This is a genomic window from Allobosea sp. OAE752 (assembly GCF_050433265.1).
GTDB lineage: Bacteria > Pseudomonadota > Alphaproteobacteria > Rhizobiales > Beijerinckiaceae > Allobosea > Allobosea spartocytisi.
On sequence record NZ_JBNPXO010000002.1, the window covers coordinates 733507 to 759563 of the forward strand.

Consider the following 26057-nt stretch of genomic DNA (forward strand, 5'->3'; position numbering starts at 1 on the left):
CTTGCCTGCGCCGCGGTCTTACCCCACACTCCCTGTCATTGCGAAGCACTCCTCGAGCCTGCCCGGCATCGTGAGTCCGCCGGCAGCCGTGGAGCGGCAGCGGAACCACGCGCCGGCCAACGGCGCGTCAGCAGGAGGAGCCTTCGATGAATGTCGAGCAGTTGCTGAGCGGCAAGGGCCGGGAGGTCATTTCGGTGCAGCCGCACCGGACCCTGGCGGAAGCGGTTCGCGTCCTGAGCGAGCGGCGAATCGGCGCTGTCGTGGTCATGGGCGCGGATGGCACGCTCGTCGGCATCCTGTCCGAGCGCGACATCGTCCGGGCGCTCGGTAAGGAAGGCGCTGCCGCGCTTGAGAGCGCGGTTTCGCGGGCGATGACCGCGAAGGTGGTGACCTGCCGCCCGCAGACCAGCGTCGACGAGCTGATGGAGATCATGACGACCGGGCGCTTCCGCCATGTGCCGGTCATCGAGAACGGCCGCGTCGCCGGCATCGTCTCGATCGGCGACGTGGTGAAGCATCGCGTCGCGGCGATCGAGGCCGAAAGCAAGGCGATGCGCGACTATATCGCGATGGCCTGAGCCAGAGCATTTTCGCGCGAAGCGGGTACCGGTTCGCGCGAAGACAATGCGGAAAACAATGTCCTAGCCGCCGACCGGGATATGGTTGGCGGCGACGACGGTCGCGATCTCGTCAAGGGCGCGGCGGGTCGCCACCCGGCCGAGTTCGATCGTTTCGTCGGCGCGGTGGAAGTCGAACAGGCCGACGCGGCCGAGGCGCGGGCCGATCATCACATCGGGCGGGTCGCCGGCGAGGCGCGAGCGCGAAATCCGGTCCTGCGTGATGTTGAAGGCGTCGATCATGACGCCGGCGAGGCCCGGACGGTTTTCGCTGGGGCGGCCGACGAGGTTGCGGACGCGCTTGGCCGCGACGGTAATGCCGTCGAACCAGCGCTGCGGGGGACGAAGCTCCCGCTCCGGCACAGTCTCTTCGGGTTCGGGGTCAGGGTCCGAGGCGTAGTTCTGGATCACCGTGCCGCGGCCGGCGAGGTCGTTGTTGAGGTTGACGCAGATCACGATGTCGGCGCCGAGCGCGCGGGCGGCGGTGACGGGCACCGGGTTGACCAGCGCGCCGTCCATCAGCCAGCGACCGCCGAGCTTCACCGGGTCGAAGATGCCGGGCAGGGCATAGGAGGCCCGCAGCGCCTCGATCAGCGGGCCGTGCGTCAGCCAGATCTCGTGGCCGGTGCCGAGTTCGGTCGCGATGGCGACGAAGCGTTGCTGAAGTTCCTCGATCCGCAGGCCCACGAGATCGCGCTCGAGCAGGCGCTTCAGCCGGCTGCCGGCGATCAGTCCGGCGCCACCGATGTGGAAATCCATCAGCCCGACGACGCGCCGCTTGGTGAGGCCGGTCGCGAATTCACTGAGCTGGGAGAGCCTGCCGGCGGCGTAGCAGCCGCCCACCACCGCTCCGATCGAGGTTCCGGCGATGACCTCCGGCGCGTAGCCCGCCTCGATCAGCACCTCCAGCGCGCCGATATGCGCCCAGCCGCGCGCCGCGCCGCCGCCGAGCGCCAGGCCAATCTTCGGCTTGCGCTTCCCGTTTCGCTCGGGCGCAGACGGCATTTCGTTCATGATGTTCCCACCTCCGCCGAGGCCGAAGGCTCTTCGCGCGGTGTTGTCCCACAACATGGATCCGTCCCTCCGCTGAAGGTCAGAATCCCAGAATGCGATGAGCGAAACGTGAACGGCATCTCGTCAGCGCATTATCCGCCGGATTTGACGGAATGGTGAAGGCGGTCCGAGGCAGGGCAGCCCCGCCTTCGGCTCACGCGAAGACGAGCGGCCCGCCGGCCTCGGCCCGCAGCGGCTGCGCGCGATAGAAGCAGGAATGGCGGCCGGTATGGCAGCAGCCGCCGTCGCCCGCGACGTTCACCTTGAGCCAGATCGCGTCCTGGTCGCAGTCGACGCGCATCTCGACAATGCTCTGGATCTGGCCGGAGGTCGCGCCCTTGTGCCAGAGTTCGTTGCGCGAGCGCGACCAGTACCAGGCCTCGCCGGTCTCGATCGAACGCCCGAGCGCCTCGGCATTCATATGCGCGACCATGAGCAGTTCGCCGGTCTTGGCGTCCGTCGTGACGCAGGTGACGAGGCCGTTCGCGTCGAAGCGCGGGCTCAGCACCGTACCCTCCTCGAGGGCGTGCTTGTCGGCCGGGGCAGGGAAGAGGCTCATGGCGACTCCGATGGGAGAGATCGTCTTATGACGTGGAACCCCGCCGTCATTCTCGGGCGAAGCGAAGCGTAGACCCGGGAATCTCCGGGGAGAGATGCTCGGATCAAGCCCGAGCATGACATGGGGTTCAGGGGCGAATGCTCCGGCTCGTCGAAGGATCCGGACCTACAGACCCGCCGATTTCACCATGGTGAAGAAGCGCACCTGCTCGGCCGGGTCGTCGCGGAAGAGGCCGCGATACTGCGTCGTCATCGTCGAGGAGCCCTGCTTCTGCACGCCGCGCATCGACATGCACATATGCTCGGCCTCGATGAGCACGGCGATGCCGCGCGGCTTCAGCGCCTCCTCGATGACGTCGGCGATCTGGGCGGTCATCGCCTCCTGCGTCTGCAGGCGGCGCGCATAGAGATCGACGATGCGGGCAAGCTTGGACAGCCCTACCACGCCCTGCGAAGGGTAGTAGCCGATATGCGCCTTGCCGACGAAGGGCACCATGTGGTGCTCGCAATGCGAATAGAACGGGATGTCGCGCACGAGGACCATGTCCTGGTAGCCGTCGACCTCCTCGAAGACACGGTCGAGGATCGCGTGGGGATCCTCGCCATAGCCCTTGTATAATTCCTTATAGGCTTTGACGACGCGTTGTGGCGTCTCGGCCAGCCCCTCGCGCGACGGATCGTCGCCGGCCCAGAGAATGAGCGTGCGGACAGCGGCCTCCGCTTCCTCCTGCGTCGGCTTGCCGACCAGGAACTTGTCTGCGGAGGGGGTGACGGCCCGCTCGACGGACAAGGACTTAACCACAGGGATCATGTGGTGCCTCCCGTTGGATCAAATGGCGCCGCGCGATCCAGGCCTTGCGGCCGCGGGCCGCGAGGCCGTTGCGACAAGTTCCCCCACTGCGGGCGGTGAGTCTCCAATGCCCTCCCGTTCGCGGCGGATCAACCCTATATTGTGTCCCGGTGCGGGCCCTTCCAGACCCGCGAGAGATTGAGCCATGCTGGACGAAGTCTACAACAAGCGCATTCTCGCGCTTGCCGCCAACATCCCCCTGCTCGAGCGGCTGCCATCTCCCGATGCCACCGCCAGGGCCCATTCGAAGCTATGCGGCTCGACAGTGACAGTCGATGTCACCATGGAAGGCGACGTCGTCACCGGCTTCGGCCATGAGGTCAAGGCCTGCGCGCTCGGCCAGGCGTCGTCCTCGATCATGGCCCGCCATGTCGTCGGCTCGACGGCAGACGAGCTGCGCCGGGTTCGGGAGCAGGCGCGGGCGATCCTCAAGGAGAATGCCGAGCCGCCGGAGGGCAAATGGGCTGATCTCGCCGTGCTGGTTCCGGTGCGCGACTACAAGGCCCGGCACGCCTCGACCATGCTGACCTTCGATGCGGTGGTCGACGCCATCGGCCAGATCGAGGCGAAGCGCAAAGACGCGGCAGCCTGATTACTTCAGGCCGAGCGCCACGCGGATTTCCGGCACCGTCTCGTCGAAGCGGGCCTTGAAGGCACGGTCGGCCAGCAGGGCCTTGGCGACGGCGCGGCCGACCTTGTCGCCGGCGACGAGGTCGCTCTCGTAATGGAAGCCGCAGACGAGACGACTTTCGCCATAGCTCTTGACCCGTTCCTCCAGCTTCTCGCCAAGTTCGGGGACGGCGGTCTTGAGCAGTTCGGCATAGAGGGCGGCGGTGGCCGCATGTGCCGAGGGGAAGGAGGTGCCTTCCGGCCGGGCGCCCGGGCAGGGCTTGATGCGGACCTTGTTCCAGACGCTGAAGGGGCGCGGCCGGCTGGTCAGGCGATGGACGCTCTTCAGCAGGATCGAGAGTTCGATCTGCGCCTCGCGGAACAGCAGCCGGACCTCGCGATGGGTGTTGTCGACATAGCTGTTGTCGATGCCGTCGAGGAAGTTGACAAGCGCCTGGCGCTGGTCGGCGATGGCGGCCTTCTCGCGCTCGGGCGTGCGGGCCTGCGAGATCTCCAGCACATGCTCGAATTCGGCCTTCGCCTCAGGCGAGTTCTGGGCCGGCGGCAGGCCGGCGATCTTGGCGATGTCGATCTTGGCGCCGTCGAGCCAGAGCAGATAGGCGCGCTGCTGAGCATCGGCGGCCGTGGCGAGGCCAAGACCGAGAAGGAGGCCGCAACCGGCCAGGGCATGGCGAAAATGTTTGGCGCGCATCATGTTATGAAATCGATCAAGGAAAGCGGTTCTGGTGGCGGATCGGCAAAACGAAGCAGACGAGCTATTTCAGCGTCTTTTTGTTAAACAAAGATGTTCGCTGTTGCACAAGGTCATCTATTGGCCGCGTAAGGCTGCACATATCGCGATTCGCGGCTATCAGCTCAGCTTTTCGATGCTGGTCGGCCGCCATTGCCGGCATTGGCCGAGCTGCTCGGCCTATACCGACGAGGCGATCCAGCGTTTCGGCCTGTGGCGCGGCGGCTGGATCGGGTTCGCGCGCATCTGCCGCTGCAACCCTTACGGCACCAGCGGCATCGATATGGTCTGCGAGGAATTGCCGCCGCGCTCGTCCTGGTATAGGCCGTGGTCCTATGGCCGCTGGCGCGGGACGAACGTGCCGGCGGCTATCGATTCCGGCGCCGATCCGGCTGCGGGCGACGGAACGTAAATCTCACATTCGTAGCCGGTCTGACTTACGGGGTTCGTATCCCCGAGTGAGCAGGAGCGCGATCGATGACGATCTCCCTGACATTTCCCGACGGCGCCAAGCGCGAGTTCCCCTCCGGCATCACCGGGGTCGAGATCGCCAAGGGCATTTCCCCCTCCCTCCTGAAGCGCACCGTCGCCATGGCGCTCGACGGCACGGTCGTCGACCTCGCCGACCCGATCGAGCGCGACGCCAGGATCGAGTTCCTGAACCGGGAAGACCCGCGTTCGCTGGAGCTGATCCGGCACGATACCGCCCACGTCCTCGCCGAAGCCGTGCAGGAGCTCTTTCCCGGCACGCAGGTGACGATCGGCCCCGTCATCGAGAACGGGTTCTTCTACGACTTCGCCCGCAACGAGCCCTTCACGCCTGAGGACTTCCCGGCGATCGAGAAGAAGATGCGCGAGATCATCGCGCGCGACAAACCCTTCACCAAGGAAGTCTGGAGCCGCGACAAGGCCAAGGATTTCTTCGCCAACAAGGGCGAGGCCTACAAGGTCGAGCTGGTCGATGCGATCCCCGCCGACCAGACGCTCAAGATGTACGCGCAGGGCGACTGGATCGATCTCTGCCGCGGCCCGCACATGACCTCGGTCGGCAAGGTCGGCAATGCCTTCAAGCTGATGAAGGTGGCCGGCGCCTATTGGCGCGGCGACTCGAACAACGCGATGCTGACGCGCATCTACGGCACCGCCTTCGCCAAGCAGGAGGAGCTCGACGCCTATCTCAAGCAGCTCGAGGAGGCGGAGAAGCGCGACCACCGCAAGCTCGGCCGGGAGATGGACCTGTTCCATTTCCAGGAGGAGGGGCCGGGCGTCGTGTTCTGGCACTCCAAGGGCTGGCGGATGTTCCAGGAGATCATCGCCTATATGCGCCGGCGCCTCGCCGCCGACTATGAGGAGGTGAATGCGCCGCAGATCCTCGACAAGTCGCTCTGGGAGACCTCGGGCCATTGGGGTTGGTACCAGGACAACATGTTCGCGGTGAAGTCTGCCTCGGCCTTCGAGAATCCGGAGGACAAGGAGCGCGACCACAAGGTCTTCGCGCTGAAGCCGATGAACTGCCCCGGCCATGTCCAGATCTTCAAGCATGGGCTGAAGAGCTATCGCGACCTGCCGATCCGGCTGGCCGAGTTCGGGGCGGTGCATCGCTACGAGCCGTCGGGCGCGCTGCACGGGCTGATGCGCGTGCGCGGCTTCACGCAGGACGATGCGCATATCTTCTGCACGGAGGATCAGCTCGCCGCCGAATGTCTGAAGATCAATGACCTGATCCTCTCGGTCTACGAGGATTTCGGCTTTACCGACGATCTCGTCATCAAGCTCTCGACGCGGCCCGAGAAGCGCGTCGGCTCCGATGCGGTCTGGGACCATGCCGAAGAGGTGATGGGCAAGGTGCTCGAACGGATCGCGGAGCAGTCCGGCAACCGGATCAAGACCGAGATCAATCCGGGCGAGGGCGCCTTCTACGGGCCGAAATTCGAGTATGTGCTGCGCGACGCCATCGGCCGCGACTGGCAATGCGGCACGACGCAGGTCGACTTCAACCTGCCGGAGCGTTTCGGCGCCTTCTATATCGGCGCCGATGGCGAGAAGAAGCAGCCGGTCATGGTCCACCGCGCCATTTGCGGCTCGCTGGAGCGCTTCACCGGCATCCTGATCGAGCACCATGCCGGGCATTTCCCGCTCTGGCTGGCGCCCGAGCAGGTCATCGTCGCGCCGATCACCTCGGATGCCGACGGTTATGCCGAGGAGGTGACGATGGCCTTGCTGGGCGAGGGCCTGCGCGCCCGCGCCGACCTGCGCAACGAGAAGATCTCGTACAAGGTGCGCGAGCATTCGCTTGCCAAGGTCCCGGTCATTATCGCCGTGGGCAAGCGCGAGGCGGAGGAGAAGACCGTGACGCTCCGCCGCCTCGGCAGCCAGGCGCAGACGGTGATGCCGTTGTCGGAGGCGATCGCCGTCTTGACGCAGGAAGCGCTGGCGCCGGATCTGGTGCGCAGGCAAAAGGCGCGGGCGGCCTGAGGCATTCTCGTCATGCTCGGGCTTGACCCGGGCATCTCGGGGCGGAAGGGCGTCTCATCCTGCGCGGGATTCTCGGGTCGAAGCTCTGCTTCGCCCGAGAATGACGATCCCGGAGAAATGACGGCTTGCCATGGCCGCCTCTGGTAAAAGCCTGCGGGCTCATGGCAGATAGCAGGCAATGCTGACCGGTTCCTACCGCAAACGACTCGAAGCCGACCTGATCCGCTGGGCTCACGAAGGCTGGATCACGCCCGACGGCGCCAGTGCCATCAGGCGCGACGTCGCCCGCGAACATGCGGGCTTCCGCCTGCCGGCCCTGCTTGGGCTGTTCGGCGGGCTCTTGATCGCCTCCTCCGTCGCCGCCTTCGTCGCGGCGAACTGGGAGGCGATTCCGCGCCTCGTGAAGCTCGCCATGATCCTCGCCGGCATCGCGGTCGCCTTCGCCGTCGCCTATCGCCTGCAGAAGGCCGGCTCGACCGGCGGGGCCGATGCCGCGACGACCTGCGGCGTGCTGATCTTCGGTGCCGGGCTCGCGCTCGTCGGGCAGATGTACCATCTGCCGGCGGACTGGCCGGGCGGCGCGATGCTGGTCGCGCTCGGCGCCTTGGTCGCGGCCTTCCTGATGCGCTCGAACGGGGCGCTGGCGATCGCCTTCGTCGCGCTCTGCGCCTGGAGCGGCGGGCGCTGGGACGAAGCGGCCAGCGGGATGCATTACGGCTTCTTCGCACTCTACCTGCCGGCGCTCTGGATCGCGCTCTCCCGCGGTAACCGGCTGGTGCACCACCTTGCCGTGCTCGCAGCGGCCTTCTGGCTCGGCATGGCGCCGGGACAGTGGCTCCTGAACTCCTTCGATTATGGCCTGCTGGCCTATGGGCTTGCGATCTCCGTCGCCTTCGTCGCCCTGGGCGCCCTTGCGCTTGACCGGGGCGGGCCGGCGCTTCTGACGGCCTGCCTGCCCTGGGGGCTGATCGGCCTCGTGATCGTGCTCAATAGCGAATTGGCCCGCATTCTCGATGCGAGCGAGGCGCGGGCGGGGCACGCCTTCCTGTTCGTGTTCTACGCCTATGCCGTGGCCGTTCCGTTGAGCGTCCTGCTGGGTGCGATCGCGCGCGAGCGGCGCTTCGCCTGGCCGCTGGCGGCGGGGCTGCTGCTGGCGCTTCTAGTGCCGGTGCTGTTCTGGAGCGACCGCGTCTCCGGCATGCCCGGCAAGATCGCGGTGGCGAGCCTCGTGCTCCTGGCGGCGACGGCGCTGGTCATCGCTGGCGCGGCCGGTGGCATCCGGCGGATTCTGACGGCGGGCTCGATCCTGTTCGGCGTCGCCATCCTGATCCTGCTCTGGCAGACCATCGGCACGCTGCTCGACCAATCGCTGTTCTTCCTGTTGGCCGGCGCCGCGCTGCTCGTCACAGCCTGGGGCGCGCGGCGGCTGTTCGCCAGGCTCAACGGCCCGACCGGGGAGGCCGCGTGATGCGTGCGCTCTCGGTCGATGCGATTGCCGCAAGGGTGCCACTGCTCTGGCGGGCCGTGGCGACCGCGCTGCTGCTGGCGCTCGGGCTGCTTGCGCTGGTGCAGCAGCGGGCCAGCATCCTGAGCAGCGGAACGGAAATCCGCCTGCGCACCGTGCCGGTCGATCCGCGCGACCTGTTCCGGGGCGACTATGTCGTGCTGGCCTATCCAATCAGCGTGGTCGACACCGGCAAGGACGGGGCCGGCTACACGCGCGGCGAGACCGTCTATGTCACGCTCAGGCGTGACGGCGAGGGCTTCGCGCGCGCCGCCGGCGTATCGCGTGACCGGCCCGCGACCAGCGGTGACATGGTTGTGATCGCCGGCCGGGTGACCTCGACCAGCGCCTGCGCGCTGAACGATGCCGGGGAGTTCGACTGCTCCGGCGACCGCCGGCGGCTGCGCATCGCCTATGGCATCGAGAGCTATTTCGTGCCGCAGGGCGAGGGCAGGGCGATCGAGACGACCGACAAGGCCCGCGTCGAGGTCGTCGCCGCCGTCTCGGCCTCGGGGCAAGCCGCGATCAAGCGGCTCCTGATCGACGGCAAGCCGGTCTATGCCGAACCGCCTTATTGAGGCGCCATAGCAGCGGACCGAAAGCCGGATCCGCCTTTCGGAAAGATCCCGCGCGACGGCGCAGCCGTGATTGCTGCGATTGCGCCCGGCAGGGCGTGCGGTGACCTACGGCATCGTATTCAGTCCGATGCTGTAGGCTTTTGTTTTTGCTGCGTCTTTCTCCGAAAACCGCATTCCGCTTTTCCGGCCGATGCGCCACGCGATCCTCACAGTTTCTCGATCGCCATGTTCCAGCCGCAGAGATGCAATTTCCTGCGGCCGCCTGCTTCACACGGGGTTGTGACATTGCGCCGCGTGACGCCCGGCATGCCGAGTTATATGAACGGCAGATGAACGGATTCTGCAGATGACGTTCATCTTCCCGTCGGTGGGATGGAACCGGCCGCCCGGAGCGGGCGTTTCCCTTCCCGACCGACAGAGCCTGCCAGAGGACTGCCTTTCGTGTCCCTAGACTCGTCATTCAAGCGCTTCATGCTGTTCGGCCGTCCAGCCGAAGGCGGAGCGCTTCGTGCGGCGGGGCGCGATACACGGATCGACATGGTGCGCGGGCTCGCGCTGCTGATCATCTTCATCAACCACATGCCGGGGAACGTGGTTTCGGCCTATATGCCGAACAATTTCGGCTTCTCCGATGCGGCCGACGCCTTCGTGCTGCTCGCCGGCGTTTCCGCGACCTTCGCCTATGGCGGGTTGATCGAAACGCGCGGCTTCTCGATCGCGGCGCTGAAGCTCGGCGGCCGGCTCTGGACGCTCTACATCGCCCATCTGGCGGTGTTCATCCTGGTCTGCGGCGTGATCGCGGTCGCGGTGACGCAGACCCAGAACCCGCTCTACATCGAGGCGATCAACATCCAGCCCTTCTTCCGCGATACGGGAGAGGCGCTGATCGGCGCGCTGACGCTGACCTACCAGCCCTCCTATCTCGACATCCTGCCGCTCTACATCGTGCTGCTGGCCCTGTTTCCGGCGATCTATTACGGCGTGCGCCTCAGCCCGGCGCTGACTCTGTTCTGCTCGCTGGCGATCTGGCAGGCGGCGCTGGCGCTCGATCTGCATTTGCCGAATTCCGGCGGCCATTGGTTCTTCAACCCCTTCGCCTGGCAGGTGATCTTCACGCTCGGCGTCATTCTCGGCCGCTCGGTGCAGCTCGGGGTCACGATGCCGCGGCTGCGCTGGCTCGATGCCGCGGCCGTCGCCTTCCTCCTCTTCGCCTGGCTGGTGAAGATCCCGACGGGCAACCCGACGGGCATCGCCCTGCTGAACGACTGGTTCGATTCCGTTCAGCTCGGCTCCGACAAGACCAATCTCGCCTGGAGCCGGATTTTCCATCTCGGAGCCCTGGCCTGGCTCGTCATCCGCTGGCTGCCGGCCGGCGGCATGCTCACACGCTCGGTCGTCGGGCGGGCGCTGGCCTGCTCGGGACGCAACTCGCTGCATGTCTTCTGCGTTGGTATCGTACTTGCGATCATCGGGCAGATCGTGCTGGCGGAAACGTCTTTTGCCCTGGACGTCCAGTTGCTGCTCTGCGCCGGTGGGGTTACACTCTTGACAGGGCTAGGGATTTTCCTGTCGTGGTACCGTTCGATCACGAGTCGCGATCAGCGCGCGGAGCCTGCCAAGGCTCCCGACGTGGCATCCAGCGCACAGGCGCGGCTGCCATCTTTCTCTTCGCGCTGACCTCACTCGCGCTGGCCGCCCCTCCCGTTTCGCCTGCCTCCGTCGATATGCGCTGCCGCGCCGGCGCGATGCAGGCGTTCCAGCCGGTGCTTCCGGCGGCTCGCAAGGCGATGCAGGAGACGGGACGGCTCACCGTCGTCGCGCTCGGCTCCTCCACCACGGCCGGCTCGGGCGCCAGCGCGGAGGACAGGAGCTACCCCTTCGTTCTGCAGACGGAACTGCGCCGGCGCCTGCCGGGAGCCGAAGTCCGCGTCCTCAACAAGGGCGTGGGCGGCCAGTCGGCCTATGACATGCTGTTGCGCATGGATACCGATGTGATCGAGGAGAAGCCCTCGATCGTGATCTGGCAGACCGTGGTCAACGACGCGATCCGCGATATCGGCACGGAAAAGCTGACCAAGATCCTGCGCAAGGGCATCGCCAAGGCCCGCGCCGCCGGCATCGACATGATCCTGATGGATCTGCCGTGGCTGCCGCGGGAAGAGCGCTATCCGCAACTCGACGATTATCGGGCCGTGCTGACGAAGACGGCGGAGCAGCAGGGAGCCGCCTTGTTCCCGCGCTATGCGATGATGAAGGGCTGGTCGCGCTCGAAGCAGTTCACCGAAGAGGAACTCGTCGGCATGGATGGGCTGCATCTCGTCGATGCCGGCTATCGCTGCCTCGCCTCGCGCATCGCCGACGGCATCGTCGCGGCCGTGGGGGACATTCGAATCCGCACCGTCAGCAAGAAAGCCGAAACGGTCGACTGAGGGCGCGTTGCCTTTCGAGGGCGAAGTCGGCAGGTTCCGGCGGGCAACGGCAAGCGCGCTATTTGGCCAGCACCTCGATATCGCGATCGATGCCGGACTCGACCTTGAAATCGCGCGAATAGACCTGCCCCTCCTGCCGGGCGATCAGCACATAATCGCCCTCGGCGAGGATCACCTGCGGGAAGGCGCCGATCGCCTCGCGGATGACGTCGCCGCCCGGCGTCAGCACGCTGAAGGCGGTGCCGGCGAAGGCTTCTCCCCCTGCCGTTGCGACGAGCTTCAGCGTGACCTTGGCGGCGCGGTGATGCAGCGTCGCATCGGTGACCTTGCCGGTCTCGACGCGGACATCGGCGCGCTGGATGGCGTTGGAATCGCCATAGGTCGAGACGACGTGATAGGTGCCCTCGGGCAGGCGGATGAGGTCGCCGGCCTTGGCCTCGCCGGTCACGAGGCGTCCTTCCGAATTGCCCTGGAGGGGCACGAAGACCTGGAAGGAGAGCAGCCCGGCCGGAATCGGCGCGTCGCCGATCGAGCCGGCCAGCGTCAGCGCGCCGGCGCTGATCTGGACCTGATCGTTGACGCCTTGGGAGCCGAGGCTGATCCGCTTGGTGCCGCTGGCGAAGCCATAGGCGGCGTGGACGATGTAGTTGCCCGGCGGAAGCATGAAGTTCGGCGTGGCGTCGGCGGAACGCGCGACGATGCGCGGGGCCGAGCCGTCCGCCGTCTCGCTCAGGATGCGCCAGTTCAGGCCGGAGCGGATCGGCTTGCGATCGCTGGCAAACTGGGCGGAGACAGCGAGGCGGGCGACGGCGGCCTGCGCGCCGGGCTGGTCCTGCACGCTCTGGGCGGCCGGCGGGGGCATGGTGTCGACGGCGGGAGCCGGGGCCGGAGCCTGGGCCAAGGCTACCTGGGCGAAGGCAAGCTGGGCGAAGGCGAGAGCGGGCACGAGCAGGGCCGCGAAACGGCCGAGCCCGCCGATCTTGCGGCGGCCAGCTTCAAAGCCATCCAATTCAAACATGCTTTTCGTCCCTAGAGCCCTTGCGGCGATGTATGAGCAGGCTCGCTTGTCCTCATCATGGCGAAGGCATAGGTCTCGACCATCGCCATAGCCCGGATGTTTCATGACCGATACGCTCTCCCTGCTCAAGCTGCGTCGCTCGGTGCCGCCGCAGTTCCTCGCCGCTCCCGGACCCGAGGGGGCCGAACTCGGCGAGCTTCTCGCCATCGCCGCGCGGGTGCCCGACCATGGCAAGCTCGTGCCCTGGCGCTTCATCGTCTTCGCGGGCGAGGCGCGCGAGAAGGCGGCCGATGTCGTCGCGCGGGTCTTCCGCGAGCGCAACCCGCAGGCCAGCGCGGACCAGGTCGAATTCGAGCGCAAGCGCCTGACCCATGCGCCGGTGATCGTCGCTGTGGTGTCGCGGGCGCGCGAGCACGCCAAGATCCCGCTCTGGGAGCAGGAATTGTCGGCCGGCGCCGTCTGCATGACCTTGCTCGTCGCCGCCTATGCCAAGGGCTATGCCGGCTCCTGGCTGACGAACTGGTTCTCGTTCGACCGCGAGGTGCTGACGGCATTCGGCCTCGCCGCGGACGAGCGCATGGCCGGTTTCGTCCATATCGGCACGCCGACGGCGCCGATCACCGATCGCGACCGGCCGGTGATGGCGGACATCATCAGCTATTACGGAGCCTGACGCGATGATCTACTCGGCGACGCGGGAGGATCTCGGCTTCGCGCATGATCCGTTCAAGGCCATCGTCGCGCCGCGGCCGATCGGCTGGATCACGGCGCTCAGCGGAAAGGGGGAGGTCAATCTCTCGCCCTACAGCTTCTTCAACGCGATCTCCTCGCGGCCGAACCTCGTGATGTTCTCCTCGGAGAACAAGAAGGACGCGGTGAGCTTCATCGAGGAAACGGGCGAGTTCACCTGCTCGCTCGTCTCGGGCGCGCTGATGCAGCAGATGAACCTGACCTCGGCGCCGCTGCCGCGTGGGCAGAGCGAATACCCTCATGCCGGGCTCGAGATGGCGCCGTCCCGCTTCGTCAAGCCGCCGCGGGTCGCGGGCACGCCGGCTGCGCTCGAATGCAAATCCGTCTCGATCCAGCAATTGCGCGACATCGACGGCAACGACGTGCCGCGCTGGATGGTGATCGGCCAAGTCCTCGGCATCTTCATCGACGATGCCTTCGTCAAGGACGGGCGCTTCGACACGGCCGGAGCCAATCCGATCGCGCGCTGCGGCTATGCCGACTATGCCGAGGTGACGAGCGTGTTCTCGCTCCAGCGGCCGGCAGGCGGGTAGGGCGGTCGTTGGGCTGTCGTCATTCTCGGGTCGAGCCCGAGCATGATGCCTGGTGGCCGCCGGCTTCAGCCCGCCAGCGGTCCCTTGACCCGGTAGTCGCCGAGCTCGGCGAGCGCGCGATTGATCGTCTCGGCGTCGAGGCCGGCGCCTTCCAGGAGCGTCAGGCGAGGCGGCTCCAGCGTCACCGTCGCGCCGGGTGAAAGCGTCGTCGCCGCGCGCTGGACGCGCGAGGCGCAGCCGCCGCAATGCATGCCCGATACCTCGAAAACCTGAGTCATTGGAATCGCCTCCGGCACATCATTCAGCCAGTTTCTGAGCGCGGGCCTTCAGACGCTCCGCCCTGATAAGATGGGGACGATCCAGCATTTCGCCATCGAGCCCGATCACGCCGGCGCCTGGGTTGGCGGCGAAGAGCGCGATGATCTGCTCGGCCCTGGCGAGCGCTTCGGGCGAGGGCGCGAAGACCTCGTTGATGGGGGCAACCTGCGCCGGGTGGATCGCCATCTTGCCGGTGAAGCCGTCGCGCCGTGCCGCGAGGCACTCGGCCCGCAATCCTGCATCGTCGCGGAAATTGGTGAAGACGGTATCGATCGCGTCGATCTGCGCGGCGCTGGCGCCGAACAGGGTGAGGGCGCGGGCGAGGCGGTAGGGATCGGTATAGGAGCCGTCCTGCAGCCGGTTGGTCTCGGCGCCGAGATCGGCGGAGAGGTCCTCGGCGCCCCAGGTCAGCGCCAGCAGGCGGTGCGAGGCGCGGGCATAGGTGCCGAGCCCGAAGATGCCCTTGCCGTTCTCGGTCGCGATCGGGAGGATGCCAGTCGCGCCGTCGGGCAGGTCGGCTTCCGCCTCGCGCACCGCGATCCTGGCGGCGAGGTGGCCGACATCGACGCCGCCTTCCGATTTCGGCAGCATGATCGCATCCGGTACGCCGGGCATGACCGCATCGAGATCGGCGTCGCTCATGCCGCTGGCGAGGCCGTTGATCCGTACGATCAGCAAGGGGCGCTTCGGCAGGGTGCGGGCCGCCTGCAGGAAGTCGCGCGTGACGATGCGGGCCTGCGGCTTGGCGTCGAGCGCGACGGAGTCCTCGAGGTCGAGGATCAGCGCGTCGGCGCCGCTCTCCAGACCCTTCTGCTGCTTCTTCGGGCTGTCGCCCGGCACGAACAGGAGCGAGCGCATCCGCGTCAGACCGCGATCGTGGCGGGGGCGGGGCGCTTGCGCATGAAGGCCTGGCGGCGGCACTGCGCGACCAGCGTGCCGTCCTGCTTGTAGGCTTTGTGAAGAAACTCGACGATCCCGGCATCAGGGCGTGAGCGCGACTCGCGCTTGGCCGCGATCTCGGTGGTGCAGTTCACGGTGTCGCCCTCGAAGAGCGGAGCGGGGAAGGTGACGTCGGTCATGCCGAGATTGCCGATGGTGGTGCCGACGGTGGTGTCGTTGACCGAGATGCCGATCATCAGCCCGAGCGTGAACAGCGAGTTCATCAGCGGCTTGCCCCATTCGGTTTCGGTGGCGCAGAAATGCGCGTCGATATGAAGGGGTTGCGGGTTCAGCGTCATGTTGGAGAACAGCATGTTGTCCATCTGCGTGACGGTCCGCGTCAGGCGATGCTCGATGACAGCGCCGATCTGGAAGTCCTCGAAATAGATCCCGCCGCGCTTGTGACGCTCCAGTTCTGCCATCGACCTTCTCCGCATTCACAAAGCCAGCACTGAGCCGGCGCGAAAGTGGTAAAGCGCGTTCCGCGGAGAGGGAAGCGGAAAGCGGCGGCGTTAAGGAACGGCAGGCGGCCTTAACCCTTCGCTTACCATAATGGAGGCAATCTTGTGGCGCGTCCCCGCAGCCTCGCGGCGAGCCGCGCCCGAGACCTTCGATGTTCCTTTTCACCACGCCGCCGAGCCGCGAGACCCAGCCCGCCGCCAACCCGGTCGTCAGCGCCATTCGCGAGGGCGCGGATCGGACCGGCGCGGGCTTCGACTATCTGCTCAAGACGGCGCAGCGGGAATCGTCGCTGACGCCGGACGCCAAGGCGAAATCCTCGAGCGCGACCGGCCTGTTCCAGTTCATCGAGCAGACCTGGCTGTCGATGGTGAAGCAGGAGGGGCCGAAGCAGGGTCTGCAGAACTACGCCGACGCCATCAACGACAGTGGCGGCCGGCTGACCGTCGCCGATCCGGCGCTGCGCGAGAAGATCCTGCAATTGCGCAACGACCCCCAGGTTTCCGCCGTCATGGCGGGTGCGCTGACCCAGAAGAACCGCGACCAGCTCGCTGGCGCGCTCGGTCGCCAGCCGCAGGCGGGCGAGCTCTACATGGCCCATGTGCTGGGCGCGCGCGGCGCATCCGATCTGATCCGGGCGGCCACGAGCGATCCGAGCCGCATTGCGGCGCGCGATTTCCCCGATGCGGCTGCGGCCAATCGCGGCATCTTCTATGACAAGGCCGGCCGGGCACGCAGCGTCCAGGAGGTCTATGGCGTGCTGGCGGCGAGCCATGCCAGCACCCAGCTCGCGGCCGCATCGACGACGAGCGGCAACGCGACCACGGAGGAGACGCCGGTGGCCGAGATCGCGGCGGCGCTCCAGCCCGGCCGCGCGCATGGGCTGATCGGGCTGTTTTCGACCGGGGGCTCGCGTGAGCCGGTCTCGAAGGCCGTCGCCAATCTCTGGACATCGCCGCGCGCCAATGCCACCCGCACGGCCGCGCTGGACAGCGGCGAGCGTTATTTCCCACGGGTCAAGAACGACGCAGCGCCCTCGGCTGCCGTGGACGGCGCGCGCTCCGGCGACGCCGGCGGTCAGGGCAGGGCGATGGCCGCGCCGCTGCCGCCCACCCGTCCGGCCGACCTCGCCTTGCCGTCGACGGGCTCCGCGCAGGCTGCCGGCAAGGCCAGGCGCGGGCCGCTCGACCTCTCGTCCTTCATGATCCAGCGGAGCGACGCATGATCGTTCGCCGCTTCCTGCTCTGGGCCCGCACGGCGCCCGCCGAGGCACGCGCCTCGGGCGCTGCCGCGCTCGCCGGCGCCTATCTGCGCTCCAGCCTCTCGCCGGAGGATCGCGCCGAGGCCGAGACGGCCCTGATCGCGCTGATCGACGATCCCTCGCCGTTGGTGCGGCGGGCCATCGCCGAGGAGATGGCGCCTTCGCCGCATACGCCGCGCAATCTCGCGCTCGGGCTGATCGCGGACCAGAGCGATGTCGCGGCCCTGATGCTGGCGCATTCCCCGGTGTTCACCGAGGCGGATCTCGTCGATGCGGCGGCCGTCGGTGACCTGCTCGCCCAGCGCGCCGTCGCCATGCGCCGTTGCCTGCCCGCGGGCGTGGCCGCGGCTCTGGCCGAGGTCGGCGGCGAGGAAGCCCTCCTGACGCTCGCCAATAACCGTACGGCCGAGATTCCCGATTTCTCCTTCGAGCGGATGATCGAGCGCTGCGGCAACAATGGCACCCTTCGCGAGGCGCTGCTGGAGCGGCCCGACCTGCCGCCCGGCCTGCGGCAGGTGATCGCTTCCAGGGTTTCCGATGTGCTGGCGCATTTCGTGTCCGGCTGCGGCTGGCTGACGCCGGAGCGCAGCGCACGGCTCGCACGCGAGGCGACCGAGCGCGTCGCGGTGGCGCTGGCGGCCGGTGGCGAGGCGACCGATGCGCCGGCGATCGTCGAAGTGCTGCGCGCGACCGGGCGGCTGACGCCCGGGCTGATGCTGCGCTCCCTCCTGAGCGGAGAACCGGCGCTGGCCGAAGCGGCCTTCGTCGCGCTGTCCGATCTGCCGCCGGGACGTGTCGCCGCGCTGCTGCGCGACCGGCGCGGGGCCGGCCTCAAGGCGCTCTGCCGCAAGGCGGGCTTGCCGCCCGCGCTGGAACTGGCCTTCGTCGCCGCCATCCTGGCGCTCAATGCGCGCGGCTTCGACGCGGGCGCGGCGCGCTGCGGCATCGACCGGGCGCTGCTGCGCGAGGTGCTTGCCGCCTGCGAGGCGATGGAGGGGCCGGAGGCCGACGCGCTCGTGGCGTTGCTGCGTCGCATGGACGCCGAGGCCGCGCGCGACGAGGCCCGGCTGATGGCGGATTCGCTGGCCGACGACGCGGCCTTCGCCTTGCTGGTCGAGGCCGATCCGTCCTTCCTGATCGAGCTCGAAAGCGGCGATCTGCGCGACGCGGCCTGAAGGCCCCTCAGTAGCCGAACTGCTCGCGCAGGATCCGCTCGTCCAGGCTGTGGCCGGGATCGTGTAGCATGACCAGATCGACCGTCCGGTCGATTTCGATCGAGACCGAGGAAACCTCGTCGATCTGTGTGTGGTCGGCCACCGCACTGACCGGGCGCTTGTCTGCCTCCAGCACGTCGATCGTCACCTGGGCATAGTCGGGCAGCAGCGCCCCGCGCCAGCGGCGTGGCCGGAAGGCGGAAATCGGCGTCAGGGCCAGGAGCGGCGCGTCGAGCGGCAGGATCGGGCCGTTGGCCGAGAGGTTGTAGGCGGTCGAGCCGGCCGGCGTCGCCAGCAGCACGCCATCCGCGATGAGCTCTGCGAGGCGAACCTGCCCGTCCACCGAAATCCGGAGCTTGGCGGCCTGATAGGAACGGCGCAGCAGCGAGACCTCGTTGATCGCCTTGGCCGCGACGCGGCCGCCTTGCCGGTCGACGGCCTGCATCGACAGCGGGTGGACGACGCTGCGCTGGGCCGCATCGAGCCGGCGGCTCAGGCCGCGTTCCTTGAACTCGTTCATCAGGAAGCCGACCGAGCCCCGGTTCATGCCGTAGATCGGCGTGCCGGTGCCGAGAAAGCGGTGCAGCGTCTGCAGCATCAGGCCATCACCCCCGAGCGCGACGATGACGTCCGCCTTGGCGGGGTCGGCATTGCCATAACGCTCCGCCAGCTTCACGAGGGCGGCCTCGGCTTCCGGAGTTTCGCTGGCGACGAAGGAAATCGCGCCGAATCGCTCGGTCATGACGGGTCCTGAAGCGGCGGGCCTTGCGGCGTCACTGCCGATCTAGCACGGGGCGGGCGAAAGGCGCGAGACAGCCGGGCGACAAAAAAGGCCGGGCGAGCCCGGCCTCCCGTCACGCGGCGATGCGGCATCGCTCAGATCGCGGGGCTCCACTGCACGGGCACCATCTCGAAGCCGTTGCCGTCCTTGGCGATGAAGCCCGTGGCCGGGAAGGGCGCGTGGTAGAAGGCAACCTGCATGCGATCGGCCGAGACCATGTCGAGCAGCTTGCGGCGGGTCGCGGCCGCTTGCGGGCCATCCATGTCGAAGACCGCCGACCAATCGGGATTGCGGACGAAGAGGGCGGGGTGGTTGGTCGTGTCGGACATGATCATCATCCGGCTGTCGCCGGAGGAGAGCGCGAAGACCGTGTGGCCGGGCGTATGGCCGGGCGCGGCGATCGGCGTGATGCCGGGCAGGATTTCCTTGCCGGGCTCGAACTGCCTGACATCCTTGGCAACGGGGCCGAAGACGCGTCGCACCCCGGCGAAGGCGCCCTTCATGGCGTCCGGCGCGGCATTCATCTTCGCATCGTCCATCCAGAAGGCCCATTCGGCCGATGGCACCATGGCTTCCGCGTTCGGGAAGACGGCGGTGCCGTTCTTGAGGCGGAAGCCGTTGATGTGGTCGCCGTGGAAATGGCTGAAGATGACGGTCGAGACATCCTTCGGGTCGAAGCCGGCGGCCCTGAAGTTCGCCATCCAGGTGCCGGAGGTCGGTGCACCGGAATCGCCGTTGCCGGTATCGATCAGCGTCAGCTTGCCGCCCTGCTGGATGGCGAGCGTGGTGAAGGTGATGTTGAGCGCGTCCTGCGGCAGGAAGGCCCCGGCCATCGCCTTCTTCACATCGCTCAGCTCCGCATTGCGCACGAAACCCTCGAGCGGGCGCTTGGCGAAGCCGTCGTTGATCGCGGTCAAGGTGATGTCGCCCACCTTGTAGCGATAGAAGCCCGGAGCCTGTCCGCTGGCAGGGGTTTGCGCCTGCGCGGGAGGCACGGCCGGGAGGCCGAGCGCCGCCGTGGCGGCAAGCGCGCCGGCGCCGGCCATGGTCTTCCGTCGCGATAACCGAATGCTCTGCATGATTTTTTCTCCCTCGGGACGCGGGGGAAGGTAGCGGCCCGGCCGATGCGTTCAACCGCCACCGGCCATCCGGGGGTCAACTTTTCGTGAAGTCTGACAATGGCGGAGGGCTAGACCTGATCCTCGGCATCGGGGCGATGCCGTGCCAGGGCCCGCAGCATCGCGGCGCAGAGGGCGAGCGATCCCATCACGCCCTGCCCGGAGCACTCAGCCACAAGCGCCTGGAAGGCGAGACTGTCCTCGGAGGCGAAGCATTGCAGGCTCCAGCTCCAGCCCGGCGCCTTCTCGCGCAGCAGGGAGACGGCGATGTTGATGTCGGCGCTCACCGCGCCGAGCGATTTCCAGAAGCTGCCCTGCTGATAGATGCCACCGGCCGGGGTGCGCCGCGTGGCGAGCCGCGTCGGCTTGCGGCGGACCGTGAAACCCAGCGCCTCGTAGATCTCGGCGTCGAGCTCGCGATTCGGCTTGCTGGAAGCCTCGCAGCGCTCCGCCAGCGCCAGAAGATGATTCCGGTCGTCCATTCGTTCCGCGACGTCGGTTGACGGCATTCCGGCCTCCGCATGCGGCGGCCGGAACAGGTTGCTGCGGCATCCTACCGCATGGCGGGCGGCAGCGCCAAGCTGCGTCGGCACCGGGGCTTTACGACGTTCCGCCGGTTCCGCGGATCAGGGGCCGACGACGGCTCCTCGTGCCCTGCCACCGGGGACGCGGCAGGAACAGCCGATGCCGAGCGGCGCGCGCTCGTAGAGCGTGCACATCTTGACCGGGGTGCTGCAGCTTCCGCCCGTGCCGCCCGGCGCAACGGCATAGGCCGGGTAAGCCGGGTAGACGGGGTAAACAGGGTAACCGGGGTAGTAGTAGTCCGGATAGGCGGGGTAGGTCGCCAGCGCGCCAATCGTCGCCGCGGCCGCGCCCAGGCCCCAATAGGGGTAGCCGCCCCCGTACCGGTAACGCGGCCCGTAAGAGCCGCGCCAGCCAAAGCCGCCGCTCCGGAAAGCCGCGCCCGGATAAAATCCACGATGGACTCCGCGCCAGCCGCCCCCGCCGCGCCAGGCTCCGCCGTGCCAGCCGCCGGCGCGGAAGCCATGCCCGCCGAACTGCCGCTGGGCCAGCGCCTCGGTGCTGGCGGCAAAGAGCAGCGGCGTGACCGATGCCGCGATGAGAAGCAAGCGACGCATAGGCGCCTCCCGTACACACCTCACCCCGAAAGGAACAACTGCCGGCGCCCGCCGGAGTTCCTTCGACGTCACTGCGGTCAGTCGTCCCAGAACGGGCCGACCTTGCAGCGATAGCCGACGAAGCAGGCCGGCGTGTCGCGGCTCGGCACCCAGGCCGGGTCGATGAATTCGTCGAACTGGCAGAAGCTGCGATCCCGCACGAAGCGGTCATAGGTCTGCCCGCCGGTGCCGAGGACGATGGCGCCGCGCGAGAGCACATCCTGACGGCTTGCGGCGCAAAGGCGCGAGACGGTCGAAGGTCGCGATTGAGCGGCGGCGGCGTTCACGCTCAGGGCCAGGACGAGCATGGCTGCAAGGAACTTCATCGGGGCCTCCACGAGCGGCGCGAGGGATCGGTTCGCTGCCCGGCCGCCGTCCACCAGCATTATATCACCGCCCGGCGGCGCCGGCTTGTCTTCCGCACAGATCGAACCGTGGCGGAACGCGCAGTGCGCCTGACGGGGCGGGGGCAGTGGCGATAAGAAGAAGGACTGGTGCCGGCGGAGAGGATCGAACTCCCGACCTTCGGTTTACAAAACCGCTGCACTACCGCTGTGCTACGCCGGCAAAAACTTCAAAATCCCAATGCGTACCAGTTGGTTAGTCATCTCCCGGCACACGAAAAACCTACTTGCGTGTGTCGGATTTTGTGACGACGACCTTCTTGGCTGAAGCAAGGGCCACCGTCCTTATCCAAGATGACAGTGTGAGTCCAACCTCTTTTGTGGCGGCCTCGAACAGCGATTTCTCGCTGGGGGAGACGACCAGATTGATCCGCTCTGTCCTCCAACTCGGCATACTCAAAACTTACGCAACTTTGGCTCCCGCGGCGAGGGCAAGCAGGCCGTTGCGCGACGGAGCCCGGCGGTTCGCAAGGCAGGGTCGGCTATGCTACCCCAACGAGCATGGATGCGTTCTCAGACCAGCAGGCCGTCGCGCGCTATGCCGAAGGGCCGCCGCGCCTGGTGCCCGGTTTCGATAGTCTGCAGCGTATGGTCATGCTCCTTCTCGCGGAGCATGCGTCCGACGACGCGCGGATTCTGGTTCTCGGCGCTGGCGGGGGGCTCGAGATCAAGGTTCTTGCCGAGGCACGGCCCGGCTGGCGGTTCGACGGGGTCGATCCCTCCGCCGAGATGCTGAACCTCGCGAAGGTGACCCTTGGCTCGCTGGCGGACCGGGTCTGCCTGCATCACGGGCTGATCGATCGCGCGCCGGAAGGGCCGTTCGATGCCGCGACCTGCATTCTGACCTTACATTTCGTCGAGCGCGACGAGCGCCTGCGCACGCTCGGGGAGATCCGGCGGCGCCTGAAGCCCGGCGCCCCGCTCGCGGTCGCTCATTTCAGCTTCCCGCAAGGAGCCGGCGAGCGCGAGCTGTGGCTCGCGCGCTATGCCGCCTTCGCCGTCGCTTCCGGCGTCGAGCCGGCGCAGGCCGAGAAGGCGCGCGAGGCGATCGCAGGCCGCCTGCCGATCCTCGCTCCCGAGGAGGACGAGCAGCTCTTGCGCGAGGCCGGCTTCGGTGCGGTCAGTCAATTCTATATGGGCTTCGCGTTTCGCGGCTGGGTCGCCTACGCCTGAGCTGCAGTCACCCGCTGTTCGGCACGTCCGGCGTCGCGGAGCGTTCGGGTTCTTGCCTGGACGAAAAAAGCCCCGCCCTTGCGGGCGGGGCCTGAATCGTCGCCCTCAGGCGGCGTTCATTGCAGGATGTTGCGATCCTTGGTTTCCGGCAGGAAGAGCAGGCCGATCACGAAGGTGCCGAGCGCCACGATGATCGGATACCACAGGCCGGAGAAGATGTTGCCGCTTGCCGCCACGATGGCAAAGGCGGTCGGAGGCAGGAAGCCGCCGAACCAGCCATTGCCGATGTGGTAGGGCAGGGACATGCCGGAGTAGCGGATGCGGGTCGGGAAGAGTTCGACCAGCAGGGCCGCGATCGGCCCGTAGACCATCGTGACGAAGAGCACGAGGATGAACAGGATGCCGACGGCCTGGAGGGCGCGGCTGCTGGAGAGCAGCTCACCGATCGAGGGCGTCTTCAGGATGCTCGGATCGCCCGCCTTCGGATAGCCGGCAGCCTGGGCGGCGGCCGTGAGTTCGGCGGCTCCGCTTGGCACGTCCTTGCCGTTGATCGTCGCCTTGAGCGGCGAACCAGCCGGTCCGGGCACCAGATCGTAGTGGATCGAGTTGGTGGCCAGCGCGCGGCGCACGACGTCGCAGGGCTTGGTGAAGGTCCGCACGCCGACGGGGTCGAACAGCGTGCCACACTCGGCCGGATCGGCCGTGAGGACGAGCTTCACGTTCTCCGTCGCGTTGATCAGGTTCGGATTGGCCGTCTTCGCCAGCATGGTGAAGAGCGGGAAGTAGGTCAGTGCCGCGATCAGGCAGCCCGCGAGCAGGATGGGCTTGCGGCCGATCTTGTCCGAGAACCAGCCGAAGAAGATGAAGAACGGCGTGCCGAGCAGCAGGCCGAGCGCGATCAGCAGGTTGGCGGTCGTGCCGTCGATCTTCAGCGTCTGCGTCAGGAAGAACAGCGCGTAGAACTGGCCGGTGTACCAGACGACGGCCTGGCCGGCCGTGCCGCCGAACAGCGCGATGAGGCCGATCTTGGCGTTCTGCCAGTTGCCGAAAGCTTCCGAGAGCGGCGCCTTCGACTGCGTGCCCTCTTCCTTCATCTTCACGAAGGCCGGCGATTCAGCGAGCTGGAGGCGGATCCAGATCGAGAAGCCGAGCAGGATGATCGAGAGCAGGAACGGAACGCGCCAGCCCCAGGCCGCGAAGGCCTCCGGCGACATGCTGAGGCGCAGGCCGAGAATCACGATCAGCGACAGGAAGAGGCCGACCGTCGCGGTCGTCTGAATCCACGAGGTGTAGAAGCCGCGCCGTCCCATCGGGGCGTGTTCGGCGACATAGGTTGCGGCGCCACCGTATTCGCCGCCGAGCGCGAGACCCTGCAGCAGGCGGCAGATGATGAAGGCCGTCGGCGCGAGGTAGCCGATGGTCTGGAAGCTGGGCAGCAGGCCGACCACGAAGGTGGCGAGACCCATGACGGTCATCGTGACCAGGAAGGTGTATTTGCGGCCGATCATGTCGCCGAGACGGCCGAAGAACAGCGCACCGAAGGGGCGCACCGCGAAGCCCGCCGCAAAGCCGAACAGCACGAAGATGAACTTTGCCGTGTCGTTGTCGCCCGGCACGAAGGTCTGGGCGATGTTGGCGGCCAGCGAACCCGCCAGATAGAAGTCGTACCACTCGAAGACCGTGCCGGCCGACGAGGCGATGATGACCTTTCTTTCTTCCTTGGTCATCGGTCGAGGGGCGGCCCTCGAATCCGATGCTTGCGATGCCATGCTCATGGCGTTTGCCTCCCTTGGTGAATCCGCGTGCGGCCGGTCGTCCCGGCCGGTTCCTCCGGGCGTGGTCCGTCTTCGTTGGAGACGGTGTCCGCGCCGCCGGAATGGTGGGAAATCCCGCCATTCCGGGTTGAATCAAAGGTTTGCGCGCGGAATGTCGCGGGTGCAATCAAGCACTTGGTCTTGCACCGTTCGTCTTAAGACTATCGGAGGGGCGGTGCAGAGCGCCACGTCAAGGGCGCGCATGGGCTGGTCAGGCGCCATGGCGCCACTATACTGCGAAGGTGGAGGCTTGACGAGATGCGGATGAGGAGGCGCGCCATGGCGTTGCGTATCATCGGCCTGTCCTGCGGCCTGTTGTTGGCGGCCGGACTATTCGTCGGCGAAGCCAGCGCCGCGGGACGAGGCGGCGGTTTCGGGGCGGCGCCAGGCCCAAAGGCGATGGGTTTCGTTCATCGCTCCGGCACGGATTCGGCGCGAATCGGGCGGCATGCCCGCATGGCCGGTCACGGCTTCCGTTACGGCTTGCATCGCCGCTGGTCCTGGGTCGGACCGGGCTATGCCGATCCATGGCTGTTCTATCCGGCGGACGACGCGACGGTCGCGGTGATCGAGCGACCCACTGAGACGGTGAAGCCGGTCGATCCGGACTCCTTCGAGAACCTGACGGCGCGGGCCGGCATCCGCCGGGAGCCGACGCCCGAGCCGACGATCTATCGGCTGGAGGGATCGCGCCTGCGGCCCGTGGCGCGGGTCATCCGTATCGGCGAGGCCGAGCCGCAGGGCAGCCGGCGGACACGCTTCGCCCATGCCGAGACGGGCGCGCTGCTGCTGACCGTGCCGCGGCGCTGAACCGAATCAGCGGCGCCGGCTCGCCGCGTAAAGGGCGATCGCCGTCGCGTTGGAGACGTTGAGGCTGGTGATCGCGCCCGGCACCTCGAGCCGGGCGACATGGTCGCAGAGCTCGCGGCTGCGCTGGCGCAGGCCCTTGCCCTCGGCGCCCATCACCATGACGAGCGGGCGGCGCAGCGCGACGTCATCGAGCGTGACGTCGCCGTCCGAATCGAAGCCGACACGCAGGAAGCCGCGTTTTCCCAGCTTATCCAGCGCGTCGCCGAGATTGCGCACGGCGATGAGCGGGACATGTTCCAGCGCGCCGGAGGCCGATTTCGCCAGCACGCCGGTCGCGGCCGGCGAATGGCGGATGGTGACGATCACTGCGGCGGCGGCGAAGGCGGCGGCCGAGCGCAGAATCGCCCCGACATTGTGCGGATCGGTGATCTGGTCGAGCGCGAGCACGACGGCATCGTCCGGCAGGCTGTCGAGATCGGGCGAGGGCAGGGGATCGCAGACGAGATAAAGGCCCTGATGCACCGAATCGGGCGTCAGCAGCCGGTCGATCTCCGAGGGGCGGACCAGCTCGGCCTCGACCGGGAGTTCGCCGATCTCCTCGCGCAGGCGGCGTAGCGCGTTCTCGGTGGCGAGCAGCCGCCGGAAGCGCCGCTGCGGGTTGCGCAGGGCTTCGACGACCGGGTGGACGCCGTAAAGCACGGCTTCGTCAATCTCGCCGGGGCGGTGCGGCGGCGGGGCGCCGGTGCGGCGGGCAGGACCGCCGGGCCGCTTGCCGCCGGGCCAGGCCTGTTTGGGACGGAAGGGCGGGGCCATCGCTTTCTCCAGAATTCTTCCGCCTGCCGTGCCACGGCACGGCGCGCTTG

Annotated in this window: 30 protein-coding genes and 1 tRNA gene; 14 read left to right on the top strand and 17 right to left on the bottom strand. The window is 67.5% G+C overall.

Annotation, left to right across the window (positions count from 1 at the left end; translation table 11 throughout):
• Nucleotides 1-146: 146 nt before the first annotated feature.
• The gene (locus GGC47_RS08440; protein WP_038358434.1) at nt 147-578 is read left to right on the top strand and encodes a CBS domain-containing protein; all 432 of its coding nucleotides are present in this window, start codon (nt 147-149) and stop codon (nt 576-578) included.
• A 63-nt stretch (nt 579-641) separates the two neighbouring features.
• On the opposite strand, the gene GGC47_RS08445 is transcribed toward GGC47_RS08440, so the two are convergent.
• From GGC47_RS08445 to folE, 3 genes are all read right to left on the bottom strand, one after another.
• The gene (locus tag GGC47_RS08445; protein ID WP_248311079.1) at nt 642-1631 is read right to left on the bottom strand and encodes a patatin-like phospholipase family protein; all 990 of its coding nucleotides are present in this window, start codon (nt 1629-1631) and stop codon (nt 642-644) included.
• A 193-nt stretch (nt 1632-1824) separates the two neighbouring features.
• Nucleotides 1825-2229 carry a phosphoribosyl-AMP cyclohydrolase gene (gene hisI, locus GGC47_RS08450; protein ID WP_142022537.1) on the bottom strand — a complete coding sequence of 135 codons (405 nt, stop codon included), beginning with the start codon at nt 2227-2229 and terminating at the stop codon, nt 1825-1827.
• A 165-nt stretch (nt 2230-2394) separates the two neighbouring features.
• Nucleotides 2395-3039: a GTP cyclohydrolase I FolE gene (folE, locus tag GGC47_RS08455; protein WP_142022538.1), complete on the bottom strand. Its 645-nt coding sequence runs from the start codon at nt 3037-3039 to the stop codon at nt 2395-2397.
• 184 nt (nt 3040-3223) lie between these two features.
• On the opposite strand from folE, the gene GGC47_RS08460 reads away from it, so the two are divergent.
• A complete protein-coding gene (locus tag GGC47_RS08460; protein ID WP_112764581.1) occupies nt 3224-3670 on the top strand; it encodes an iron-sulfur cluster assembly scaffold protein in 447 nt (148 codons plus the stop codon).
• On the opposite strand, the gene GGC47_RS08465 is transcribed toward GGC47_RS08460, so the two are convergent.
• On the bottom strand, nt 3671-4402 hold the full coding sequence (locus tag GGC47_RS08465; protein WP_112764582.1) for a phosphatase PAP2 family protein: 732 nt from the start codon (nt 4400-4402) through the stop codon (nt 3671-3673). It lies immediately after the preceding gene.
• Between the two features lie 112 nt (nt 4403-4514).
• Here GGC47_RS08465 and yidD point away from each other — a divergent pair, with 112 nt between their 5' ends.
• From yidD to GGC47_RS08495, 6 genes are all read left to right on the top strand, one after another.
• Nucleotides 4515-4850, top strand: a complete 336-nt coding sequence (gene yidD / locus GGC47_RS08470) for a membrane protein insertion efficiency factor YidD (RefSeq protein WP_112764638.1) — start codon at nt 4515-4517, stop codon at nt 4848-4850.
• A gap of 65 nt (nt 4851-4915) precedes the next feature.
• The gene (gene thrS, locus GGC47_RS08475) at nt 4916-6913 is read left to right on the top strand and encodes a threonine--tRNA ligase (protein ID WP_142022539.1); all 1998 of its coding nucleotides are present in this window, start codon (nt 4916-4918) and stop codon (nt 6911-6913) included.
• Nucleotides 6914-7091: 178 nt separating this feature from the next.
• Complete coding sequence (locus GGC47_RS08480) at nt 7092-8381, top strand: DUF2157 domain-containing protein (RefSeq protein ID WP_133563411.1); 1290 nt, start codon at nt 7092-7094, stop codon at nt 8379-8381.
• The gene (locus GGC47_RS08485) at nt 8381-8995 is read left to right on the top strand and encodes a GDYXXLXY domain-containing protein (RefSeq protein ID WP_142022540.1); all 615 of its coding nucleotides are present in this window, start codon (nt 8381-8383) and stop codon (nt 8993-8995) included. The genes GGC47_RS08480 and GGC47_RS08485 overlap by 1 nt, the downstream gene beginning before the upstream one ends.
• Before the next feature lie 441 nt (nt 8996-9436).
• Nucleotides 9437-10672 carry an OpgC family protein gene (locus tag GGC47_RS08490; RefSeq protein WP_185747992.1) on the top strand — a complete coding sequence of 412 codons (1236 nt, stop codon included), beginning with the start codon at nt 9437-9439 and terminating at the stop codon, nt 10670-10672.
• An 86-nt stretch (nt 10673-10758) separates the two neighbouring features.
• Nucleotides 10759-11424, top strand: a complete 666-nt coding sequence (locus GGC47_RS08495) for an SGNH/GDSL hydrolase family protein (protein ID WP_429067657.1) — start codon at nt 10759-10761, stop codon at nt 11422-11424.
• 58 nt (nt 11425-11482) lie between these two features.
• On the opposite strand, the gene GGC47_RS08500 is transcribed toward GGC47_RS08495, so the two are convergent.
• Nucleotides 11483-12442, bottom strand: coding sequence for a hypothetical protein (locus tag GGC47_RS08500; protein WP_429067659.1), 960 nt, complete (start codon nt 12440-12442; stop codon nt 11483-11485).
• Between the two features lie 103 nt (nt 12443-12545).
• On the opposite strand from GGC47_RS08500, the gene GGC47_RS08505 reads away from it, so the two are divergent.
• Nucleotides 12546-13115, top strand: a complete 570-nt coding sequence (locus GGC47_RS08505; RefSeq protein ID WP_038358413.1) for a nitroreductase family protein — start codon at nt 12546-12548, stop codon at nt 13113-13115.
• Nucleotides 13116-13119: 4 nt separating this feature from the next.
• Complete coding sequence (locus GGC47_RS08510) at nt 13120-13725, top strand: flavin reductase family protein (protein ID WP_142022543.1); 606 nt, start codon at nt 13120-13122, stop codon at nt 13723-13725.
• Nucleotides 13726-13790: 65 nt separating this feature from the next.
• Here the strand turns inward: GGC47_RS08510 and GGC47_RS08515 are convergent, their stop codons facing one another.
• The 3 genes from GGC47_RS08515 to GGC47_RS08525 are packed head-to-tail and all read right to left on the bottom strand — an operon-like array spanning nt 13791 to nt 15404.
• Nucleotides 13791-14003 carry a heavy-metal-associated domain-containing protein gene (locus tag GGC47_RS08515; RefSeq protein ID WP_142022544.1) on the bottom strand — a complete coding sequence of 71 codons (213 nt, stop codon included), beginning with the start codon at nt 14001-14003 and terminating at the stop codon, nt 13791-13793.
• 19 nt (nt 14004-14022) lie between these two features.
• Nucleotides 14023-14901, bottom strand: a complete 879-nt coding sequence (locus GGC47_RS08520) for an HpcH/HpaI aldolase/citrate lyase family protein (RefSeq protein ID WP_142022545.1) — start codon at nt 14899-14901, stop codon at nt 14023-14025.
• 5 nt (nt 14902-14906) lie between these two features.
• Nucleotides 14907-15404 (bottom strand): MaoC family dehydratase, encoded by a 498-nt coding sequence (locus tag GGC47_RS08525; protein WP_038358405.1) that lies wholly within the window; start codon nt 15402-15404, stop codon nt 14907-14909.
• A 191-nt stretch (nt 15405-15595) separates the two neighbouring features.
• On the opposite strand from GGC47_RS08525, the gene GGC47_RS08530 reads away from it, so the two are divergent.
• Together GGC47_RS08530 and GGC47_RS08535 are read left to right on the top strand one after the other, a co-directional pair.
• Complete coding sequence (locus GGC47_RS08530) at nt 15596-16666, top strand: lytic transglycosylase domain-containing protein (protein WP_429067666.1); 1071 nt, start codon at nt 15596-15598, stop codon at nt 16664-16666.
• Complete coding sequence (locus GGC47_RS08535; RefSeq protein ID WP_142022547.1) at nt 16663-17877, top strand: DUF2336 domain-containing protein; 1215 nt, start codon at nt 16663-16665, stop codon at nt 17875-17877. The genes GGC47_RS08530 and GGC47_RS08535 overlap by 4 nt, the downstream gene beginning before the upstream one ends.
• Before the next feature lie 7 nt (nt 17878-17884).
• On the opposite strand, the gene GGC47_RS08540 is transcribed toward GGC47_RS08535, so the two are convergent.
• The 7 genes from GGC47_RS08540 to GGC47_RS08570 all read right to left on the bottom strand — a co-directional run bounded on the left by GGC47_RS08540 (nt 17885) and on the right by GGC47_RS08570 (nt 21791).
• A complete protein-coding gene (locus tag GGC47_RS08540) occupies nt 17885-18658 on the bottom strand; it encodes an NAD kinase (RefSeq protein WP_038358403.1) in 774 nt (257 codons plus the stop codon).
• A 134-nt stretch (nt 18659-18792) separates the two neighbouring features.
• Nucleotides 18793-19776: an MBL fold metallo-hydrolase gene (locus GGC47_RS08545; protein WP_142022548.1), complete on the bottom strand. Its 984-nt coding sequence runs from the start codon at nt 19774-19776 to the stop codon at nt 18793-18795.
• 110 nt (nt 19777-19886) lie between these two features.
• Nucleotides 19887-20324 (bottom strand): hypothetical protein, encoded by a 438-nt coding sequence (locus tag GGC47_RS08550; protein WP_133563429.1) that lies wholly within the window; start codon nt 20322-20324, stop codon nt 19887-19889.
• Between the two features lie 117 nt (nt 20325-20441).
• Nucleotides 20442-20954 (bottom strand): hypothetical protein, encoded by a 513-nt coding sequence (locus GGC47_RS08555; protein WP_142022549.1) that lies wholly within the window; start codon nt 20952-20954, stop codon nt 20442-20444.
• Nucleotides 20955-21031: 77 nt separating this feature from the next.
• Entirely contained in the window at nt 21032-21319 is a 288-nt protein-coding gene (locus GGC47_RS08560; protein WP_038359879.1) for a hypothetical protein, read from the bottom strand.
• A gap of 166 nt (nt 21320-21485) precedes the next feature.
• Nucleotides 21486-21560, bottom strand: a tRNA-Thr gene (locus tag GGC47_RS08565).
• Nucleotides 21561-21620: 60 nt separating this feature from the next.
• The gene (locus tag GGC47_RS08570) at nt 21621-21791 is read right to left on the bottom strand and encodes a plasmid mobilization protein (protein WP_370955584.1); all 171 of its coding nucleotides are present in this window, start codon (nt 21789-21791) and stop codon (nt 21621-21623) included.
• Between the two features lie 107 nt (nt 21792-21898).
• Here GGC47_RS08570 and GGC47_RS08575 point away from each other — a divergent pair, with 107 nt between their 5' ends.
• A complete protein-coding gene (locus tag GGC47_RS08575; RefSeq protein ID WP_038358398.1) occupies nt 21899-22570 on the top strand; it encodes a class I SAM-dependent methyltransferase in 672 nt (223 codons plus the stop codon).
• Between the two features lie 116 nt (nt 22571-22686).
• On the opposite strand, the gene GGC47_RS08580 is transcribed toward GGC47_RS08575, so the two are convergent.
• On the bottom strand, nt 22687-24297 hold the full coding sequence (locus tag GGC47_RS08580) for an MFS transporter (RefSeq protein WP_248312697.1): 1611 nt from the start codon (nt 24295-24297) through the stop codon (nt 22687-22689).
• 366 nt (nt 24298-24663) lie between these two features.
• Here GGC47_RS08580 and GGC47_RS08585 point away from each other — a divergent pair, with 366 nt between their 5' ends.
• On the top strand, nt 24664-25194 hold the full coding sequence (locus GGC47_RS08585; RefSeq protein ID WP_142022551.1) for a hypothetical protein: 531 nt from the start codon (nt 24664-24666) through the stop codon (nt 25192-25194).
• Between the two features lie 6 nt (nt 25195-25200).
• Here the strand turns inward: GGC47_RS08585 and rlmB are convergent, their stop codons facing one another.
• On the bottom strand, nt 25201-26007 hold the full coding sequence (gene rlmB, locus GGC47_RS08590) for a 23S rRNA (guanosine(2251)-2'-O)-methyltransferase RlmB (protein ID WP_142022552.1): 807 nt from the start codon (nt 26005-26007) through the stop codon (nt 25201-25203).
• Nucleotides 26008-26057 lie beyond the last annotated feature (50 nt).